Origin of the sequence: Mucilaginibacter dorajii (assembly GCF_024808255.1) — a bacterium.
GTDB classification, from domain to species: domain Bacteria; phylum Bacteroidota; class Bacteroidia; order Sphingobacteriales; family Sphingobacteriaceae; genus Mucilaginibacter; species Mucilaginibacter dorajii.
Map to the genome: position 1 here is coordinate 76,013 of NZ_JANTYS010000008.1, position 19,002 is coordinate 95,014.

Here is a 19,002-nt window from a genome sequence, read left to right on the forward strand (position 1 = left end):
TTAAAATAGTAACTTAATTACGGATGTCGTAATTTTTCACCGCGTTATTTTCGGTTTTTAGCGGCATTTATCAATCCACTATGCGGTTGCTCAGCGCAAAAACTATCAGCTCGGTAATGTTCTTTACTTCCAGCTTCCTGAAAATATTTTTGCGATGGGTTTCGATAGTAAGGCTGCTCAGGAACAATTTATTGGCTATTTCTTTGGTAGTGAGGCCATTTTTTAATAGCTGGATCAGTTCTATCTCCCGTTTAGTGAGTTTGTATTTTTTGATCAGGTCGTCGCTGTAGTTTTGGGGGAAAGGTTGTTGCCGGGTATTATAGTAATAGGTTTGCCCGGCCATTACGGTATTGATGATGTAGATTAACTCGTCGGTAGTGGATGCTTTGGGGATATAGCCATGACCGCACTGCATGCATTGTTTGATGATGTTATTTTCCTCATACATAGATATGAAGATGATGCGGATGGCCGGAAAATCTTTCCTGATCTGTTTAGCGGCTTCGATGCCATTCATGTACGGCATCAGGATATCCATCAGGATCAGGTCGGGCGTTTTGGTGTTTAGCAGCTGCATTAGCTGTTTACCATTGCTTACCTTATCCATCACCACCATGTTACCGGCCCGCGCTAACGACTGCTCAACCCCCAACGAAAAGGTAGGGTGGTCTTCGGCAATGATGATCTGTATGGCGTTGTTAGCTGGCGTAGTCATCGGCAATAGTGGCTTGCTTTAAATCAATGGGTATAGATATAATAAATGTCGATCCCTTTTTATTGGTGTCGATGTGGATCTCGCCGTTTAAAAATTCAACTCTTGATGCAATGTTTTTGAGGCCAATGCCAGCCTTGTTCACTACGTTGGTCATGCCGATGCCGTTATCTTCAATAATGATCTGAATTTCGTTGATCAGTACCGCTAACTGCACACTGGCTTCCGATGCATCGGAATGCTTAATGATATTGGTAATTAATTCATTAATAATACGATAAATTAAAATGGCTGTGGTAACCTTATCTATTTTTTCTTCATCGCCCTCGGTAACTAACTGGAATTTGATCTTGCCATGGTAGTTAATTTCGTCTACCCGGTTTTGCAGTGCGTTAAACAAGCCATCCTGCGAAAAATCAGGCGGGAGCAGGTCGTGCGAAATAGCCCTTACGTCGTTGGTGATCTTCGAGATCAGGTCTATTGACCGCTGGTAATCGGCAATTTCCTGTTTGCTTTTGGCTTTTTCGGGATGATTACTGAGGTGCAGTTTTAAGGTGCTTAAGGTTGCACCCACATCATCATGCAAATCGCGGGCTATACGTTCTCGCTCCAGCTCCTGAATTTTGATGATCTCGCGTGCCCAGCTGGTGCGGATACTGAATGTTTCGTTGAGCGCTAAAATGCTGTCGTTCTTTTCCTTTTTATACCGAAACACAAATATTACGGTAAGCGCCAGGATCTCGAAGGTAAAAGCCACAATGATATTACCGGGTGGGATAAAAAACAATTGTCCAACTTCTAAAGTGTTCAGCAAAAAATCAAGGAACGCGAACAGGAGAAAAATAGTCGATATCGAATAAATTATGGTGTAATAATGTTTTTTGACGATGCCCGCAACCACGTTAACACCAATAAGTATAATGCCTGTGAACGCCAGGAAATAAGCAACAACACGACTGTATTTTACAAAAATGTTGTTAAACGGAAGTGCAAAAGCATTGATGGTGATAACCGCGAGCGCTATCAGTGTAACAATTTTGTAAACCCTGAAAAGCCGGTACAGCGTTTTAAAATCCTGTTTTTGATTGATAAAGATCTGCAGGATATTAATACCCAGGTAAACCGGCAAAAGCAGGAATAATGTTTTAGGCAGATGTGCCCATAGTTTATAAAACCAATCGGGAAAGATAAAAGTATCAAACATAAACTCATTGATGTTGAAACCAATAAGCGAAAGCACATAAGCCGCATGCCACAAATGCAGCTTGTTCTTAAGCGCAAACCACAAAAGGATGTTAAATACGAGGGCAAATGTGAAGTATCCTAAAAATCGGCCTAATAAAAAAGAGTAATGGGTTTCATATTGTAAGTAATCCTGAACGGTTGTGATATCTGTAGGGAAATAAATATTATCGGCATTAACGGTATGTACCTTTACCAATAGCAGCTTGGTTTGTTGCGGTAAGAGGACAACTTTAAATGAAGTGCTTCTTACCGGGTATTCGCGTTCAGAAAGCGGGAGCAGGCTGGATTGTGTGCCGTGAAATGTTAAAGGCAGTTTACCCTCAGTGGCTTCGTAAAGATCAAACGACAGGTAGTTATTATAAAAACTCCACAATAGCGGGAGCCTGATGGTTGTATCGTTTTTAACATAAACCGCCAGCCAGTAGCTGTTGTTGGTAAAACCGCGGTTAAATACCTTGTGGCCATGTTCTGATTTGAATTTGTGCGCCCGAAGACTATCAAACGCGGCCGATGGGGTTAAGGTACCTTTGGCATCTTTAAACCAGGTGTAGTAATTGCTCAGGTAATCATCAACTGGGCCTTTAACAAATAGGGTATCAATAGTATGTGCCGATACCCCGCCGCTGATAAATAATATCATCAGCAAAATAACACCCTTAAGTTTGTTAGGTTGCAAAAAACGGCCCATCACATACATTCATATAAATGTAATGGAATAATTACGCTAATGAAAATACCCATTAACAGGTATTAGTAAGAGGGGATTACCGTAACCTATCGGCAGATTTTACCAGTTTTTCATCGTTTTTGATGCCTTTTACAGCCATCAGTAACATAACGATGCTGATAGAAGTTAAAAACAGACCGATACCCATTGTTTTGGTGCCCAGCTGTACACCTTCGCCTACCGCTTCTTTTACAGTTTGTGCCATCCAGAAGCTATAGCCAAAAAGTACCAGGATGGTGCTGTAAATAAGTGCTGTTTGTTGTTTACGGTTTTTGAACAGGAAGATGATCACCAACGGAATGATGGCCACTATAGCAGTAACAGCAGTAAGCGCTGTAAACGAATCGGTATGTTTTTGAACGCCGTTAATATTCTGGAAAATGCCGGTAACCATAATAGTTACGGGAATATCATTTATATAAACGTTGTGCGCAAGCGGAAAAAGGTAAAGGGCGAACAATGCCAGGCTGGCAACCAACAGGTAAACGCTTTGTATTCTTTGTAGCATAATATTAAAATTATAATGGCAAATATAGATGTTTTAGCAATTGCCTTGAGTCATTTTTAATACAGCAATAATTTGCTTTTAATGATAATTATTATAGTATATTTAAACTGATTTTACATTAATTATTAAGTGATGACCTCCAGCCCCGATAAAAGCCTATCTCCAGAGGAGGTAAAGTTTGAAGATGCCCACCTCAAAAAAATATTCCTTGAACATTTAAACAGTATTTATTGCGGTAAGCAACATCTCATTCACTTTTTTGAAGAGATAAAAACACTGGCAACGTTACAGTATTTAAAAGATGCGATACAGGAATGCTGCGATGATGCCCGGAGCCAGATCCAACATATGGACGGGATATTTAAAGCTATAGGCGAAGACCAATCGCAGATAAGTGTACTCGGTATGAAGGCAATGACGCTGGAGGCCTATATAACCGCCATCCGGTCGGGCAAAACGCCGATAGAACGCGATGTTTTTATTGTGTTTTACCTGCAATTGGTTGAAGGGATTGAGGTAACTTATTTTAAAGTATTGAAAAACCTGGCCAAGACTGTAGGGTATAGCAATACCTTTTTGGATAAACCATTTAACCAGGCGGTAGAGGACAAGCTGATGTTTGAGGGGATCTATAAAGCGTATATCAGCACGCCAGTGGCCGAATGAAGATTTAACTTTGACCAAATTATGAATACTGGGTGCCGCCATAATAACTAACTTTGCCGCGTGACGGGTAAACAACGCTACTTTATTGAACTCGCTTATGATGGTACCAACTATCATGGCTGGCAAATACAACAAAATGCCATTAGTGTGCAAGAGGTATTAAACAAAGCGCTTGCTACTGTTTTACGTCAACCCATTGAAACCACCGGTTGTGGCCGCACGGATACCGGCGTGCATGCCAAAGAGTTTTTTGCCCATTTTGATGCTGAAGAGGTTCATGGTTCATTGTTAATAGATCATAGTAGGAAGGAAGATGTTAATAGTTCATTGATCATAGATCATAGGAAGAACGCAGAAGGTGCATCAGAAGCCTCTGCCATGAACTATGAACCATCAACCATGAACCCGCAGCTCAACAACAAAATCCGCGGCCTTAATGCCATTCTTCCGCCGGATATCGCAATAAAAAATATTATCCCTGTTCATGCCGACGCGCATGCAAGGTTTGATGCCACGCTACGGTCATACCAGTACCATGTGCATTTTAATAAAGATCCTTTTTTACAAGGTGGTTCATGGATGCTGCGCGATGTGCCGGATATCGATTTGATGAACCAGGCCGCGGCTATGATGCTGGATTATATTGATTTTAGCTGTTTCAGCAAATCAAATACCCAGGTAAAAACCAATAACTGCAAGATAAGCAGGGCAGAGTGGCTGCTAACGGAGCAAGGCATGGTTTTCCATATTTCGGCAGATAGGTTTCTGCGCAACATGGTGCGGGCTATAGTTGGCACGCTAATGATGGTAGGCAAACACGAAATACCACCCGAAGCAGTAAAAGAGATCATTGAAAGTAAAAACCGCTCAAACGCCGGCATGAGTGTACCGGCGTGTGGGTTGTATTTAACGGAAGTTAGGTATTAAGCCCAGGCCCCCTAACCCCCTGAAGGGGGAACAAAAGGTTGGCGGAACAAAATTTATAACTTATATTCTATCTTTGAATAAGTGAATAAGAATAAACAAGAGACTGAAAAAAAAGCAGACCATACTGCTAATCAAAAAGCTCCCCCTTCAGGGGGCGGGGGGGGCTCTGCAGGGGGCACCGTTACCGGGAAGGCGCTTGATTGGAAATTGTTAAAACGGGTGATGCATTATGTAAAACCCTATAATACCACTTTTATAATAGCCGGTTTTTTGACTGTTTTTTTAGCGGTTAGCGCCCTGTTACAACCTATTCTTATTCAACATACATTGGATGTTGATATCCTGAATGATAATTACGATGGCCTGGTTTTTATGGTCGGGCTAATGGTAGCACAGCTGTTTATTCAAACCATTGCCCAATATTATCAAACTTATCTCACCAATTCCCTTGGGCAATCCGTAATTCGCGATCTGAGGATCGATATTTTTAATCATATCACCAGTTTGCGTTTAAAATATTTTGATCGTACACCTATCGGGATGCTTATTACCCGCACGGTATCTGACCTGGAAACCATTGCCGATATATTTTCAGAAGGCCTGATCTCTATTATGGGCGATATGCTATTGGTAGTTGCTGTGGTTGGTTTAATGCTGTTTAAAGATTGGAAACTGGCGCTCATTACGCTTATCCCAATGCCTTTCCTGTTTGCTTCAACTTATGTTTTTAAAGAGGCTATTAAATCATCGTTCCAGGAAGTGCGTACACAGGTAGCGCAACTGAATACCTTTTTGGCCGAGCATATCTCGGGTATCAGCGTTATTCAGCTTTTTGCGCGGGAAGACCAGGAGATGCGCAAGTTTAAGTCTGTTAACCTGAAATACCGCGATGCCAACATCCGCTCCAATTGGTACTATTCCATATTTTTCCCGGTTGTAGAGATCTTGTTTGCTATTTGCATGGGCCTGCTGGTTTGGTATGGTTGTAAACGGATGCTGTCGGATAGTCAGCAAATGGCTTTAACCACATCGGGCAAGGGAATTACGCCCGGGTTGATAACCAGTTTTATTGTGTTGTTGAATATGCTTTTCCGCCCCATCCGTCAGCTGGCCGATAAATTTAATACCCTGCAAATGGGCATGGTGGGTGCCGATAGGATTTTTAAAGTATTAGATACTGATGAGGTTGCTGTTGATAACGGAACGCTGAAAACCGGCAGGCTACAGGGCGAAATTCAATTCGACAAAGTTTGGTTTGCCTATAACGACGAAAACTGGGTGCTTAAAGACATTAGCTTTCATGTAAAGCCCGGCGAAACGCTGGCATTGGTTGGCGCTACCGGCGCGGGCAAATCATCAACCATTAATATTCTTAACCGCTTTTATGAAATAGGGAAGGGCAGTGCCAAAGTTGATGGTCGCGATATCAGGGAATACGAGGTTGAATTTTTGCGTTCGCAGATTGCTACCGTAATACAGGATGTTTTTTTATTTACCGATACCATCGCTAACAACATCAGCCTGAATAATGAACTGATCACGCGTGAGCAAATTATTGCTGCGGCAAAAGATGTTGGCGCGCATGAATTTATTGAACGCCTACCCGGCGGCTATGATTATAATGTAATGGAAAGGGGATCGACCTTATCGGCAGGGCAGGCTCAGTTGATCTCCTTTATCCGGGCGCTGGTATATAACCCCGCTATTTTGGTTTTGGACGAGGCCACCTCATCGGTTGATACTGAAACCGAGATCCTGATACAGAATGCTATCAATAAACTGATGCAGGGCCGCACGGCTATTGTAATAGCCCACCGCCTGTCAACCATCCAAAATGCCGACCGCATTATTGTACTTGATCATGGCGAGATCATGGAAATGGGCACCCACCAGGAACTTCTCAAAATAGAGCATGGCCACTATCGGAAGTTGTATGACCTGCAGTTTAACTCGGCGGGGATAGCGAGAGAGCCTCTCCCTGCCCTCTCCAAAGGAGAGGGTTCTTGATTTGCGTGGTTATCCACCCGCAAAATCAAAAGACATTTCCAATATAAAGCGTCCACCGCCACGCAAATCAAAAGTCCTCTCCTGTGGAGAGGATTTAGGTGAGGCTATCTCCAGAATGTACCGGTTGCTCTTCTTTTTCGTGTTTTTTGGCTATATCGCCGCCGTGTGGTTCATTGGCTTTGTATTGCTTATCCTGCTTTTTAACCTTGCTTTTGCCGCCGTTGTCTGTTGGCCTGTCGGTTGGTGTATCCGATGGGGATTGTTTCTGTTTGTTGTTTGCTGGCTTTGTCATGTTGATATAACATGGAGCATAATGGATTGTTTATACTGTCTGAACCGGAATTACGGAATTAATAGAATTTATGGAATATGGCTGATGAGAGCTGAAGGAAATCGATTTTCATATTTTACTTTATTTTCTCACAAGCAGAGCGTCGCGTAAACACTAAGTTTAATTGCCTGTAAGGTAGGTTACAGTAATTTTATGATTTTTTTTCAATCACATTTTAATTTGGTGCTACAGCGTAAACGCATCTAATTGGGTTAACATAACTTAACATATTTTAGATAAAATACATATTAATTATCTTATAATCAATGTTTTGTATTTTTTCATGGTTAACACTAAATTGATTTATGGTGCAATTTAGGCGCATCCAATATTTGTGCCTGTTGTTGGCCAATACAAGTCCCTTCGATCCTGGATCATTCGTGAAATTCGATTGAATTTTAACCGGGTCGGCGGCTATTCGTGTCTGACTCAAAAAAAGGTGCCTTAAGATAACACGAATACATTACCTATGGGTAAAAGCGACTTCCCTGGTGAGGGATGCGTCATTATGGAAATTTTAATAATTCTTTAATTCCGGTTCAGACCAATTCGTTAATAAATGTTAAAACCTGCACGCTATTACACTATTAAGCATTATTTATAACTAATAAACTTTTACCTTTAAGGCGTGTTTCTTAATTTCGCACAAATATAGATGTGAGATATGAGATGTGAGATGTGAGACAAGCTTCAAAGCGGGGCTGTTTTCATTTCAAATCTCAAATCTCATATCTCAAATCTGAGATATGGAAGAATTTGAAGCAAGTGCATCGGCAAAAAAAACCAAAACCATTTACATTTCAACTGTATTTGGTATTGCAATGGTGTTGTTAATGGTTGGTTTACTGGGCTTATTACTGGTTGATGCCAATAACATTTCGCGCTATGTGAAAGAAAATATTGTACTGAATATTTTTGTTGACGATGCCGCCCATGAAACCGATGTATTGCAGTTGCAGAAACAATTGGATGCCAATGTAATGGTTAAGCAAACGCAATACGTAAGTAAAGAGCTTGCCGCGCGTAACCTGCAAAAAGACCTGGGCGAAGATTTTGTAAAGTTCCTGGGGTATAACCCGCTATCGCAATCATTAGATATTTACCTGAAGGCAGATTATGCCAATAATAAGGATATAGAAAAATTTAAAGCCGAACTGCTTAAAAACCCCTTGGTTAAAGAAGTTAAATACCAGCAATCACTGGTTGATAGGATGAACGAGAACGTGAAGGCGATCAGTTTGATCATCCTTACGTTCGCGGGCATCTTTGTGATCCTATCGGTCGCGCTTATAAATAATACCATTCGTTTGGCCATTTATTCGCAAAGGTTTCTGATCAAATCTATGCAGCTGGTAGGTGCAACCAAGGGTTTTATCCGCAAGCCGTTTTTACTGTATGGCATCTGGCATGGTTTGTTAGGCGGCCTGATCGCTGTTATTCTGCTTATAGGTACTTTATACGTGGCCTACCAAAATATTCCTGAACTGGTATTCCTGCAAAACTATACCGAATTTGGCATCGTATTTTTAGGGGTTGTTGGCCTGGGTATTTTCATATCCGGCTTTAGCACCTTCCTGGCAGTTAACAAGTTTTTACGGTTAAAAATATACGACCTATATAGATAGGTTAAAGGCGAAAGGTTAAAGCTGAAAGGTTTTGATCTTAAGTCAAAATTCAAAATTTAAAAGTCAAAAATTGATTTGCGGATTCAATCAGTAATTCAATAAATCAGTAATTCAATAATTAAAAAAATGGCACAAAAATTTAAACCAACTACGCCTTTAAAAACATCGGCAACGGCAACTGCTCCAAAAGCTGCAAAAACTATCAGCACCGAGCCTGTGGAGTTTATATTTGACAAAAGCAATTACAAATTTTTAATCATCAGTGCATTGGTTGTTGCTTTTGGTTTTGTACTGATGTCTGGCACCACAGATATTTACAGCACTACCAAAATTGTTATAGCGCCGATTGTAGTCTTGGCCGGCTTCGGTTTAGGGTTTTACGCTATTTTAAAAAAGCCGGAAGCAAGCAAATAGTTTATTGGGTTGATTGAGTGAATGGTTGATTGGTTTTCCTGATCGACTGTTCTGTTTAAATTGGTTATGTCATCAACTTAATCAACCCAATCCAACCTAATCAACCCAATCCAACTTAATCAACTCTAAAATCTAACCCATCACCAACCCCTACATGGATACCGCGAAACTAATACACATTATTGTACTTGCCATAGTTGAAGGAATAACAGAGTTTTTACCGGTTTCATCAACCGGGCACATGATCATAGCCTCGTCTATCATGGGCATCGCTGCCGATCCGTTTATTAAGCTCTTTACCATTGCTGTGCAACTGGGCGCTATTTTATCGGTTGTGGTGTTGTATTGGAAAAGATTTTTCCAATCAATCAATTTTTACCTTAAGCTATTGGTTGCCTTTTTACCTGCAGCTTTTTTCGGTTTGCTTTTCAGTAAAAAGATCGACGCGCTTTTATCAGATGTGTATGTGGTAGGCGTTAGCTTGCTGGTAGGCGGTGTAGTTATATTATTTGTTGATAAATGGTTTAACAAACCAACTATTAAGGAAGAAAAGGATATAGATTATTTAACCGCTTTAAAAATCGGGTTTTTCCAGTGCCTGGCCATGATCCCCGGTACATCGCGTTCGGCAGCTACTATTGTTGGTGGTATGTCGCAAAAACTAACCCGTAAAGCAGCTGCTGAATTTTCTTTCTTTTTGGCTGTACCAACCATGTTTGCAGCAACCGGTAAAAAACTGTACGACTTTTTTAAAGAAGGAAATACTTTTACCGGCGAAGAAATTAAACTATTAGCTATAGGTAACGTAATTGCTTTTATAGTAGCCATGCTGGCCATCAAAACCTTTATTACCTACCTGGAGAAAAAAGGCTTTGTGCTATTTGGCTGGTACCGCATCGTTGTTGGCATCGTGATTATCGGTTTAATCCTGAGCGGCCACGATTTGCAGGCGCTTTAAAAGCCTCCTTTTGTCCAGAATAAGCAACTGCAAGTTAACAACTTGAAAGGTTGCACCAGCGGTGCAAAAGCTTTGTAGCATACGTTAATAAACGTTTTTGCGTGCCGTAGGTACGCTACCCTTGGTTCCGTACCTACGGCACGGTGTCAAATTGTTTTTATTCTACAACGCTCTTCCCCCGATGGGGATAAAAACATCTACTTAAAAATATTAAAAGATTTGGATTGGCTTTTCCCTACCTTTGCCGCTTTAAAAGCAATAATTGAAGAAATCCTACAATAAAATAGAAGAATTTGCCGAAGGTCAGTTGCTGTTGGTGAACAAACCTTACCAGTGGACAAGCTTTGATGTGGTTGGCAAAATTCGCAATTCATTCAAACCTTTGAAGCTAAAGGTTGGCCACGCGGGCACGCTTGATCCTTTGGCTACCGGTCTGTTGATCATCTGCACCGGTAAAATGACCAAACAGATAGATACTTTCCAGGCCGAAGAAAAGGAATATACAGGTACCATGGTGCTGGGTGCTACCACTCCATCGTATGACATGGAAACAGAGCCCGACAATAAATTCGATATCAGCCAACTTACCGCCGAACAGCTGCGTAATAACTGCGCACAGTTTACCGGCGATATTCAGCAATATCCACCCGCGCACTCGGCAATTAAGATAGATGGTGAACGTTTATACGAGAAAGCCCGTAGGGGTGAGGAGGTTGAACGTAGGCTGCGTTTTGTAACAATCAGTGAGTTTGAACTTACCCGTATTGAACTGCCCGAAGTTGATTTCAGGGTGGTTTGTAGCAAGGGGACCTATATCCGGTCGTTAGTTCATGATTTTGGGGCGGTTTTAAATAATGGAGCGTACCTGTCAAAATTAAGGCGTACCCGTAGTGGTAATTACCGCGTTGAAGATGCCTGGGAAGTAATGGAACTGGTAAATACCATCAGGGCATTGAAAGCACCGTTTGAGCCGATTGCCGATCAAAGCTAAGGATGATATACATATCCCGGTCAAAAAAACGGCTGTAAGATAGCCCGGTAAACTAAAAAATTAAATTTGTGTTTTTACTCATCAAATGAGGATATACAATAATATAGACGAATTTACAGCGATAAAGAATGCGGTTGTCACCATTGGTACATTTGATGGGGTACATATAGGCCACCGTAAAATTATCGCCGGTATCAAAGAACTCGCGGAGCAAATTGGCGGCGAAACGGTGATTCTTACCTTCTTCCCGCACCCAAGGATGATATTACATCCCGAAGATGAAAGCATCAAGCTGATCACCACCATTACCGAAAAAGCCCAGCTAATGGAAGCTTTAGGGGTAGATCATTTAATCATTACCCCATTTTCAAGGGATTTTAGTAATCAAACGGCCGAAGGGTATATTCGTGATGTGCTGGTAAATAAGATCGGCACAAAAAAAATAGTGATAGGCTATGATCACCGTTTTGGTAAAGACCGCCAGGGAGGGTTGGAAGATTTGCTAAAGCTTGGCCCTGTTTATGGTTTTGATGTGGTGGAAATTCCAGAGCAGGATATAAACGAAGTAGCTATCAGCTCAACCCGTATCCGTACCGCGCTGTTAGATGGAAAAATAGATTTGGCGAATGCTTTCCTGGGTTACTCTTTCTTCATTACCGGTAAAGTAGTGCGTGGCGATCAAATTGGCAGGCAAATAGGCTACCCAACGGCCAATATTGTTGTGGAGGAAAAATATAAGCTCATCCCATCCGATGGTATTTTTGCCGTAACCGTAGTCATTGATAGTCAAACTTATAAAGGCATGGCCTACATTGGCAGCCGCCCAACAGTAAACGGTTTGACCCGCAATATCGAGGTCAATATTTTTAATTTCGACCAGGAGATCTATAATCAAACCATCAAAATGGAATTTCACCACTATGTGCGCGGCGATGTAAAGTTTGCCGGGTTAGATGAATTGAAAGTTCAGTTGGCCCAGGATAAGGTGGATGTGCTGAAGAGCCTCACCTAAATCCTCTCCAAAGGACTACAGTGTGTACACATCTTTTGCTTTTTAACACATAAATAAAAAACGTTGTCATTTCGAACGAACCGAGGTGGGATTGCGCGCCGGAGGTGAGGAGAAATCTTCTAAAAGCTAACATTCGGCCATGCAAATCGTACAAGATTTCTCCTCGCGCCCCACTTTTCCCTACCCTTGCTCGTTCGAAATGACATTTTTCTTTATCAAGAAAGATGTGTACACACAGTAGGGCAAAGGAGAGGACTTGAAAAAACAGGTAAATAAGGCATTTAAAAAAATAAAGTCTCCCCCTTTGGGGGAGATTTAGAGGGGGCTTCGTACCTTTGACTGTCAATATGGCCTCAATTGTCGCTATGGCGTAATTATTGAGTTTGTAGGATCATATCAAATTAATATGTTAGATTTTATCAGTAAGCTTTTTGGAAGCAAATCAGAACGGGATGTAAAAGCTATCAGGCCATTGGTTGAGAAGATCAAGGCCGAATACGCGAAACTCGGAAACATCAGCAATGATGAGCTTAGAGCTAAAACAATAGGTTTTAAACAAACTATCGCCGAAGGCCTTTCTGGCATCGACAGCGAGATACAAGCTATAAAGGATCGTACAGAAACTGAGCTTGATATGGATGTAGCTGAAAAGGTTGAGTTATACACCCAACTGGATAAGCTTGAAAAAGACCGCAATAAAGAGCTGGAAGATATATTGATCAATATATTGCCAGAGGCTTTTGCTGTGGTTAAAGAAACCGCGAGCCGTTTCTCTGCAAATAAAACGATTGAAGTTACCGCTACCGATTTTGACAGGGAGCTTGCCGCGCGTAAAAGCAACGTGCTTATAAAAGGCGATAAAGCCATTCACCACAATAGTTGGATTGCCGCAGGTAATGAAGTTACCTGGAATATGGTTCATTACGATGTGCAGCTGATAGGCGGTGCCGTATTGCACCAGGGTAAAATATCTGAAATGGCCACAGGTGAAGGTAAAACGCTGGTAGCCACGCTGCCTGCATACCTTAACGCGCTTGCCGGTCAGGGTGTACACATTGTAACCGTGAATGACTACCTGGCACGCAGGGATAGCGAGTGGATGGGGCCATTGTATGAATTCCACGGTTTATCGGTTGATTGTATTGATAAACACGAGCCAAATTCTGAGGAACGCCGTGCTGCTTACCTTGCCGATATCACTTTTGGCACAAATAACGAGTTCGGTTTTGATTACCTGCGTGACAATATGACACGTAGTCCCGAAGAACTTGTTCAACGCAAATTACATTACGCGATGGTGGATGAGGTCGATTCGGTGTTAATTGATGATGCCCGTACACCTTTAATTATATCAGGCCCTATCCCACGTGGCGACGAGCATGAGTTTTATGAGTTGAAACCGCGCATTGAGCGTTTGGTTAATGCCCAAAAAGCATATGTTAACCAGGTATTAAACGAGGCCAAAAAAGCTATCAATGACGGCAACTTAGATGTTGATGGCGGCGGTTTAGCTTTATTGCGTGCCTTTAGGGGTTTGCCTAAAAGCAAGGCTTTAATTAAGTTTTTGAGCGAAGGCGGTAACAGGAGCGTATTGCAAAAGGTGGAGAACCACTATATGCAGGACCAGGGTAAGGATATGCCTAAGGTAGATGCCGAACTGTTTTTTGTTATCGACGAAAAAAATAACCAGGTTGAACTGGCCGAAAAAGGTATCGAGTTAATTACCTCATCGGGCGAAGATCCTCATTTCTTTGTAATGCCTGATGTAGGTACCGAAATAGCCAACATCGAAAAATCGACCTTAAGCACCGAAGAAAAGATTGCCCGTAAGGACGAATTGATGCGTGATTTCTCGATTAAATCTGAGCGGATCCACTCGGTGAATCAATTATTAAAGGCTTATACCTTATTTGAAAAGGATACTGAATACATCCTGGACGATGGCAAGGTAAAAATTGTAGATGAGCAAACCGGCCGTGTATTGGATGGCCGCCGTTACTCTGATGGTTTGCACCAGGCTATTGAGGCTAAAGAAAATGTAAAGGTTGAAGATGCAACCCAGACATTTGCTACCGTTACCCTGCAAAACTATTTCAGGATGTACCACAAGCTTTGCGGTATGACGGGTACTGCCGTTACCGAAGCAGGTGAGTTTTGGGAAATATACAAATTAGACGTAGTCGAAATTCCAACCAATACGCCTGCAAGCCGCGAGGACAGGCAGGATTTGGTTTACCGTACCGTGCGTGAAAAATACAATGCCGTTGCAGACGAGATTGTGAAACTTACACAGGCCGGTCGCCCGGTGTTGGTAGGTACAACCTCTGTTGAAATCTCTGAATTATTAAGCCGCATGCTTAAGCTGCGCGGTATAAAACATAATGTACTGAACGCCAAAATGCACCAAAAGGAGGCCGATATTGTGGCCGAAGCTGGTAAGGCAGGTACAGTTACCATTGCTACCAACATGGCTGGTCGTGGTACGGATATTAAACTGGGCGAAGGCGTGCAGGCTGCAGGTGGTTTAGCCATTGTAGGTACCGAGCGTCATGAGTCACGTCGTGTGGATAGGCAGTTACGCGGTCGTTCTGGTCGCCAGGGCGATCCTGGTTCTTCACAGTTCTTTGTATCGTTAGAGGATAACCTGATGCGTTTATTTGGTTCGGAAAGAATTTCGGGTCTGATGGTACGTATGGGTATTGAAGAGGGCGAAGTTATTCAGCACTCCATGATCTCCAAATCAATTGAGCGTGCGCAGAAAAAGGTAGAAGAAAACAACTTTGGTATCCGTAAACGTTTGCTGGAGTATGATGACGTGATGAACTCACAACGTACCGTAGTTTACACCAAACGTAAAAACGCGTTATTTGGCGAGCGCCTGGATGTTGATTTGAGCAACACCATTTTTGATGTGGTTGAAGATATCACTACCGAATATAAAGAAGCTAACAACTACGAAGGCTTTACGTTAGAAATGATTCGCCTGTTTTCTGTAGATGTGGAGATTGATGCCGATAAATTTGGTGCAAACTCTATCAACGCGCTGGTTGATCATACCTTCCAAACCGTGATGGACTTTTACAAACGTAAAGGCGATGCGGTTGCTGCACAAGCTTACCCGGTATTGAAAGATGTTTATGATACCCGTGGCCAGTATGTGGAAAATATTGTAGTACCGTTTAGCGATGGCATCCATGGCATCCAGGTTTCTGTTCCCTTGAAAAAAGCGATTGAAAACCATGGTCATGAGGTATTTAAGTCTTTCGAGAAAAACGTTACCCTGTACCTGATTGATGATGCCTGGAAAGAGCATTTGCGCGAGATGGATGAGTTAAAACAATCTGTACAAAACGCGGTTTATGAGCAAAAGGATCCGTTATTGGTTTACAAATTTGAAGCCTTTGAATTGTTCCGCGGCATGTTGGCCAATGTGAATAAAGAGATTGTTAGCTTCCTGTTCCGTGGCGGAATCCCGGTTCAGCAGCAAGCCGAAGAGGTGAGGGAAGCCAAACCAGAGCCAAAATTGGATTTGCGTAAGCTAAAAACCACCAAAGCCGAAATGGTAAGCGAAAGCAATGGCGTACCAATGGATGATTTTCCGCAGGAAATTCAAAAAGCAACCCCGGTAAGGGTTGAGCAAAAGATAGGGCGCAATGATCCTTGTCCTTGCGGTAGCGGCAAGAAGTTTAAAAACTGTCACGGCGTAGGGCAAAATTAAGAAGCCAAACAGCCCCTCCCAAACCCTCCCCGGGAGGGAGGGCTTAAAAATAATTTTAACAAAAAAAAACAAAGTCTCCCCTACCGGGGGAGATTTAGAGGGGGCTAAAATGAAAAAAGCAGTATTTGATCATAAAGCTAAACCAGCCCTAATCAAGTACTGCTTTTTTTTTATGCTGATAGGGTTATCAACCCAAACATTTGCCCAAACCCGGGGCAAGGTTGAAGTGGTTAAAGATCCATTGCTTGATACGCTGATAGCCAAAAGATTTACGTTGAATAAGGAAACCGGCGTAGCCCCAGGCGTATCGTCATCCTATGGTTACCGCGTACAATTCTTTAGTGGATCGAACCGTAAGGATGCTTATAATGCTCAAACGCGGTTGCAGAATCAATACCCCGAACTGCGTACCTACATTTTATACAGCGAACCAAATTTTAAAGTGCGTGCAGGCGATTTCAGGACACGACTGGAAGCCGAGAAACTGATGCAGCAATTGCGACCCCAGTTCCCAAGCCTGTTTATCATATCCGAAAAAATAAATCTACCTAAAGCAGATGCCAACAATGATTAAGGAAAAAATACAGGAGTTATCCCAAAAAATATTTAATGATGTGGTAGCCAACCGCCGCCACCTGCATACTAATCCCGAACTATCTTTTCACGAGCAAAAAACATCTGCCTTTGTAGCGGGAAAGCTGGAAGAATTGGGATTGACTTACGAGAAAATGGCCGATACCGGTTTGGTTGCTTTAATTAAAGGCGATTTACCATCTGATAAAGTAGTTGCCCTGCGTGCCGATATGGATGCGCTGCCTATTACTGAAGCGAATGATGTGCCTTATAAATCACAAAACGTTGGTGTAATGCATGCCTGCGGTCATGATGCGCATACTTCATCGTTATTGGGTACGGCTAAGATCTTAACCGAACTTAAAAGCCAGTTTGCAGGCACTGTAAAACTCATCTTTCAACCAGCCGAAGAGAAATTACCTGGCGGTGCGAGTTTAATGATCAAAGAAGGTGTGCTGGAAAATCCGAAACCACAGGCTGTATTGGGGCAGCACGTGATGCCTTTAATAGAGGCCGGTAAAGTAGGTTTTCGTGCAGGTAAATACATGGCTTCAACAGATGAGCTTTACGTTACTGTAAAAGGTAAGGGAGGCCATGGTGCGCAGCCACAGCAAAACATCGATCCGGTGATTATTACGGCTCATATATTAACCGCTTTGCAACAAGTGGTAAGTAGGTTTGCCGATCCTAAAAGCCCGTCGGTATTGTCATTTGGTAAAGTAATTGCCAATGGCGCTACTAACGTGATCCCCAATGAGGTTTACCTGGAAGGCACTTTCCGTACTATGGATGAAAACTGGCGTGCTGAGGCTCACAAACGCATGAAAAAAATGGCCGAAGGCATTGCCGAAAGCATGGGCGGTAGCTGCGATTTCAACATTATGCGCGGTTATCCGTTCCTGATCAATGAAGAAGTTTTAACAAACGCCACCCGTGGTCATGCCGAAGATTATTTAGGTAAAGAAAACGTGCTCGACCTGGATATATGGATGGCAGCCGAAGATTTTGCATACTACTCGCAGGTTGCCGATAGCTGTTTTTACCGCTTAGGTACCCGCAACGAAGCCCGTGGTATTACGTCATCAGTACATACCCCAACTTTTGATGTAGAAGAGGATGCTTTTAAAATAAGTACCGGTTTAATGGCGTATTTAGCCATTAAGCAGTTGGGGAATTAGGATTATAAAAGGGTGTCATGCTGAGTTGTAAAATTTCGAGAAATTCTGAAGGTGGAATAACAATATAAAGCTATGTCATTGCGAGGAACGAAGCAATCGCGAACTGTGCAGATTCGCCCTGTAGAGCATGAGATTGCTTCGTTCCTCGCAATGACATGGTGGACTTGTCATGGGTAGCCTGTCGAAGCACGCGGGTAAAGGCCTCTGCGCACGAGTCTTCGACAGGCTCAGACTGACAAGCCTACTCACCTCAAAAACAAAATACGTCATTGCGAGGCACGAAGCAATCCCCGACTATGCAGATCCGCTCCGTAAGTAGGGGATTGCTTCGTCGTTCCCCCTCGCAATGACGGGGTTTTTAAGTTGTAACAGTGCATGCTGTTTAACCGTCAATAGTTAGTGATGAAGAAATTAATATTAGTTGTAGGATTTACTATTGTGAGCAGCTTTGCGTTTGCACAGCAAATTCAGCGTTTTAACCCCGATACCATCCGTACCATTGTTATCGATTCATTGGTCGATATCAAATCGCACAAGCTTCGCGCGCAGGATTTTATTGACGCTGTAATGGCCGATACCAGTTTTTACAAAGCGTTTCAAAATATGAAAGGCTACGCTTTTACTGCCGAGAACCGTATTTTTACTTATGATAAAAAGAATAAAGTTGATGGCAAAGTTTACCGAAAGTTAAGGCACAGCAATGTGGTCGGTCAGCATAAAATAGAATACCTGGCTAAGCGGGATAGTGGCGCGGTTTATAAAAAGAACGGCAAATATGAGCTGTACACTGTAGAGATGTTTGACTACATCTTCATGAATGCCTACAACTCCGATTTTGTAGCGCAAGGCGATGGTTTACCCGGTGTTGGTGGTAAAAACGAAGGATACAAGGCCAAATTAAAAACACTGGTATTTACCCCAGGCAGGCGGGTGAGGGGAATCCCCTTTATTGGCGATAAAACGGAGATCTTCAGCAAAGATATGCAGGAGTTTTACTACTACGAATTTGCCCGTGGCAAGTACCTGGATACCATCCCGGTTTACCGCTTTAAGGTTCGCTGCAAGCCCAGTACGTCTGACGGTGACACGATGATCAAAGAAATGACGACCATTTTTGACGAACGGACCTTCGAGATTCTTGGGCGTTACATCGATCTTAAATTCAGCAATATGTTCATCGATTTTAATGTGCAGATGAATATCGAACTCAATAATTTTAACGGTCAGCTGCTGCCTATCAAAATCACCTACCAGGGCAATTGGAATATCCCTTTCCACAAAGAAGAACGCGCGAGTTTTTTAATTGTGCATAAGGATTACAGGAAAGAGTAGGGGGCGTTCCTAAAAAGCGCCGTCATTGCAAGGTGCCTACCCATGGCAAGTTGTAGAGCCCAGACTTACGAAGTTTTT

Annotated in this window: 16 protein-coding genes; 12 read left to right on the forward strand and 4 right to left on the reverse strand. The window is 42.5% G+C overall.

Annotated elements, in window-relative coordinates; translation table 11 throughout:
- Positions 1 to 70 precede the first annotated feature (70 nt).
- From FHS10_RS12580 to FHS10_RS12590, 3 genes are all read right to left on the reverse strand, one after another.
- Positions 71 to 715, reverse strand: coding sequence for a response regulator transcription factor (locus tag FHS10_RS12580; protein ID WP_259091128.1), 645 nt, complete (start codon positions 713 to 715; stop codon positions 71 to 73).
- Positions 699 to 2,597 carry a sensor histidine kinase gene (locus FHS10_RS12585; RefSeq protein ID WP_259091129.1) on the reverse strand — a complete coding sequence of 633 codons (1,899 nt, stop codon included), beginning with the start codon at positions 2,595 to 2,597 and terminating at the stop codon, positions 699 to 701. Before FHS10_RS12585 ends, FHS10_RS12580 begins: the two co-directional genes overlap by 17 nt.
- A 124-nt stretch (positions 2,598 to 2,721) precedes the next feature.
- Positions 2,722 to 3,192: a DUF4293 domain-containing protein gene (locus tag FHS10_RS12590; RefSeq protein WP_259091131.1), complete on the reverse strand. Its 471-nt coding sequence runs from the start codon at positions 3,190 to 3,192 to the stop codon at positions 2,722 to 2,724.
- A gap of 132 nt (positions 3,193 to 3,324) precedes the next feature.
- On the opposite strand from FHS10_RS12590, the gene FHS10_RS12595 reads away from it, so the two are divergent.
- From FHS10_RS12595 to FHS10_RS12605, 3 genes are all read left to right on the forward strand, one after another.
- Complete coding sequence (locus FHS10_RS12595; RefSeq protein ID WP_259091133.1) at positions 3,325 to 3,858, forward strand: DUF892 family protein; 534 nt, start codon at positions 3,325 to 3,327, stop codon at positions 3,856 to 3,858.
- A gap of 60 nt (positions 3,859 to 3,918) precedes the next feature.
- Complete coding sequence (gene truA / locus FHS10_RS12600; RefSeq protein WP_259091134.1) at positions 3,919 to 4,785, forward strand: tRNA pseudouridine(38-40) synthase TruA; 867 nt, start codon at positions 3,919 to 3,921, stop codon at positions 4,783 to 4,785.
- Positions 4,786 to 5,007: 222 nt separating this feature from the next.
- Positions 5,008 to 6,792, forward strand: a complete 1,785-nt coding sequence (locus tag FHS10_RS12605) for an ABC transporter ATP-binding protein (protein WP_259091501.1) — start codon at positions 5,008 to 5,010, stop codon at positions 6,790 to 6,792.
- Between the two features lie 94 nt (positions 6,793 to 6,886).
- Here FHS10_RS12605 and FHS10_RS12610 read toward each other — a convergent pair whose 3' ends face one another.
- Positions 6,887 to 7,084 (reverse strand): hypothetical protein, encoded by a 198-nt coding sequence (locus FHS10_RS12610; protein ID WP_259091136.1) that lies wholly within the window; start codon positions 7,082 to 7,084, stop codon positions 6,887 to 6,889.
- 785 nt (positions 7,085 to 7,869) lie between these two features.
- On the opposite strand from FHS10_RS12610, the gene FHS10_RS12615 reads away from it, so the two are divergent.
- The 9 genes from FHS10_RS12615 (at position 7,870) to FHS10_RS12655 (ending at position 18,924) form a co-directional block, all read left to right on the forward strand.
- Positions 7,870 to 8,748, forward strand: coding sequence for a cell division protein FtsX (locus FHS10_RS12615; protein ID WP_259091138.1), 879 nt, complete (start codon positions 7,870 to 7,872; stop codon positions 8,746 to 8,748).
- Between the two features lie 126 nt (positions 8,749 to 8,874).
- Complete coding sequence (locus tag FHS10_RS12620) at positions 8,875 to 9,162, forward strand: DUF3098 domain-containing protein (protein WP_259091139.1); 288 nt, start codon at positions 8,875 to 8,877, stop codon at positions 9,160 to 9,162.
- Positions 9,163 to 9,316: 154 nt separating this feature from the next.
- Positions 9,317 to 10,120, forward strand: a complete 804-nt coding sequence (locus tag FHS10_RS12625; protein ID WP_259091141.1) for an undecaprenyl-diphosphate phosphatase — start codon at positions 9,317 to 9,319, stop codon at positions 10,118 to 10,120.
- Between the two features lie 262 nt (positions 10,121 to 10,382).
- Complete coding sequence (gene truB, locus FHS10_RS12630) at positions 10,383 to 11,111, forward strand: tRNA pseudouridine(55) synthase TruB (RefSeq protein WP_259091142.1); 729 nt, start codon at positions 10,383 to 10,385, stop codon at positions 11,109 to 11,111.
- Between the two features lie 85 nt (positions 11,112 to 11,196).
- Positions 11,197 to 12,123 carry a bifunctional riboflavin kinase/FAD synthetase gene (locus FHS10_RS12635; RefSeq protein ID WP_259091144.1) on the forward strand — a complete coding sequence of 309 codons (927 nt, stop codon included), beginning with the start codon at positions 11,197 to 11,199 and terminating at the stop codon, positions 12,121 to 12,123.
- Positions 12,124 to 12,529: 406 nt separating this feature from the next.
- A complete protein-coding gene (secA, locus tag FHS10_RS12640) occupies positions 12,530 to 15,841 on the forward strand; it encodes a preprotein translocase subunit SecA (protein ID WP_259091145.1) in 3,312 nt (1,103 codons plus the stop codon).
- Between the two features lie 109 nt (positions 15,842 to 15,950).
- Positions 15,951 to 16,415: an SPOR domain-containing protein gene (locus tag FHS10_RS12645; protein ID WP_259091147.1), complete on the forward strand. Its 465-nt coding sequence runs from the start codon at positions 15,951 to 15,953 to the stop codon at positions 16,413 to 16,415.
- Positions 16,408 to 17,592, forward strand: coding sequence for a M20 metallopeptidase family protein (locus tag FHS10_RS12650; protein ID WP_259091149.1), 1,185 nt, complete (start codon positions 16,408 to 16,410; stop codon positions 17,590 to 17,592). The genes FHS10_RS12645 and FHS10_RS12650 overlap by 8 nt, the downstream gene beginning before the upstream one ends.
- A 402-nt stretch (positions 17,593 to 17,994) precedes the next feature.
- A complete protein-coding gene (locus tag FHS10_RS12655; protein ID WP_259091151.1) occupies positions 17,995 to 18,924 on the forward strand; it encodes a hypothetical protein in 930 nt (309 codons plus the stop codon).
- Positions 18,925 to 19,002: the final 78 nt, after the last annotated feature.

Coding starts and splice junctions, on each gene's coding strand:
- FHS10_RS12595 (WP_259091133.1), top strand. CDS start 3,325: ATGACCTCCAGCCCCGATAAAAGCCTATCTCCAGAGGAGGTAAAGTTT.
- FHS10_RS12610 (WP_259091136.1), bottom strand. CDS start 7,084: ATGACAAAGCCAGCAAACAACAAACAGAAACAATCCCCATCGGATACA.
- FHS10_RS12625 (WP_259091141.1), top strand. CDS start 9,317: ATGGATACCGCGAAACTAATACACATTATTGTACTTGCCATAGTTGAA.
- FHS10_RS12580 (WP_259091128.1), bottom strand. CDS start 715: ATGACTACGCCAGCTAACAACGCCATACAGATCATCATTGCCGAAGAC.
- FHS10_RS12655 (WP_259091151.1), top strand. CDS start 17,995: ATGAAGAAATTAATATTAGTTGTAGGATTTACTATTGTGAGCAGCTTT.
- FHS10_RS12650 (WP_259091149.1), top strand. CDS start 16,408: ATGATTAAGGAAAAAATACAGGAGTTATCCCAAAAAATATTTAATGAT.
- secA (WP_259091145.1), top strand. CDS start 12,530: ATGTTAGATTTTATCAGTAAGCTTTTTGGAAGCAAATCAGAACGGGAT.
- FHS10_RS12645 (WP_259091147.1), top strand. CDS start 15,951: ATGAAAAAAGCAGTATTTGATCATAAAGCTAAACCAGCCCTAATCAAG.
- FHS10_RS12590 (WP_259091131.1), bottom strand. CDS start 3,192: ATGCTACAAAGAATACAAAGCGTTTACCTGTTGGTTGCCAGCCTGGCA.
- FHS10_RS12615 (WP_259091138.1), top strand. CDS start 7,870: ATGGAAGAATTTGAAGCAAGTGCATCGGCAAAAAAAACCAAAACCATT.
- FHS10_RS12585 (WP_259091129.1), bottom strand. CDS start 2,597: ATGATATTATTTATCAGCGGCGGGGTATCGGCACATACTATTGATACC.
- FHS10_RS12605 (WP_259091501.1), top strand. CDS start 5,008: ATGCATTATGTAAAACCCTATAATACCACTTTTATAATAGCCGGTTTT.
- FHS10_RS12620 (WP_259091139.1), top strand. CDS start 8,875: ATGGCACAAAAATTTAAACCAACTACGCCTTTAAAAACATCGGCAACG.
- FHS10_RS12635 (WP_259091144.1), top strand. CDS start 11,197: ATGAGGATATACAATAATATAGACGAATTTACAGCGATAAAGAATGCG.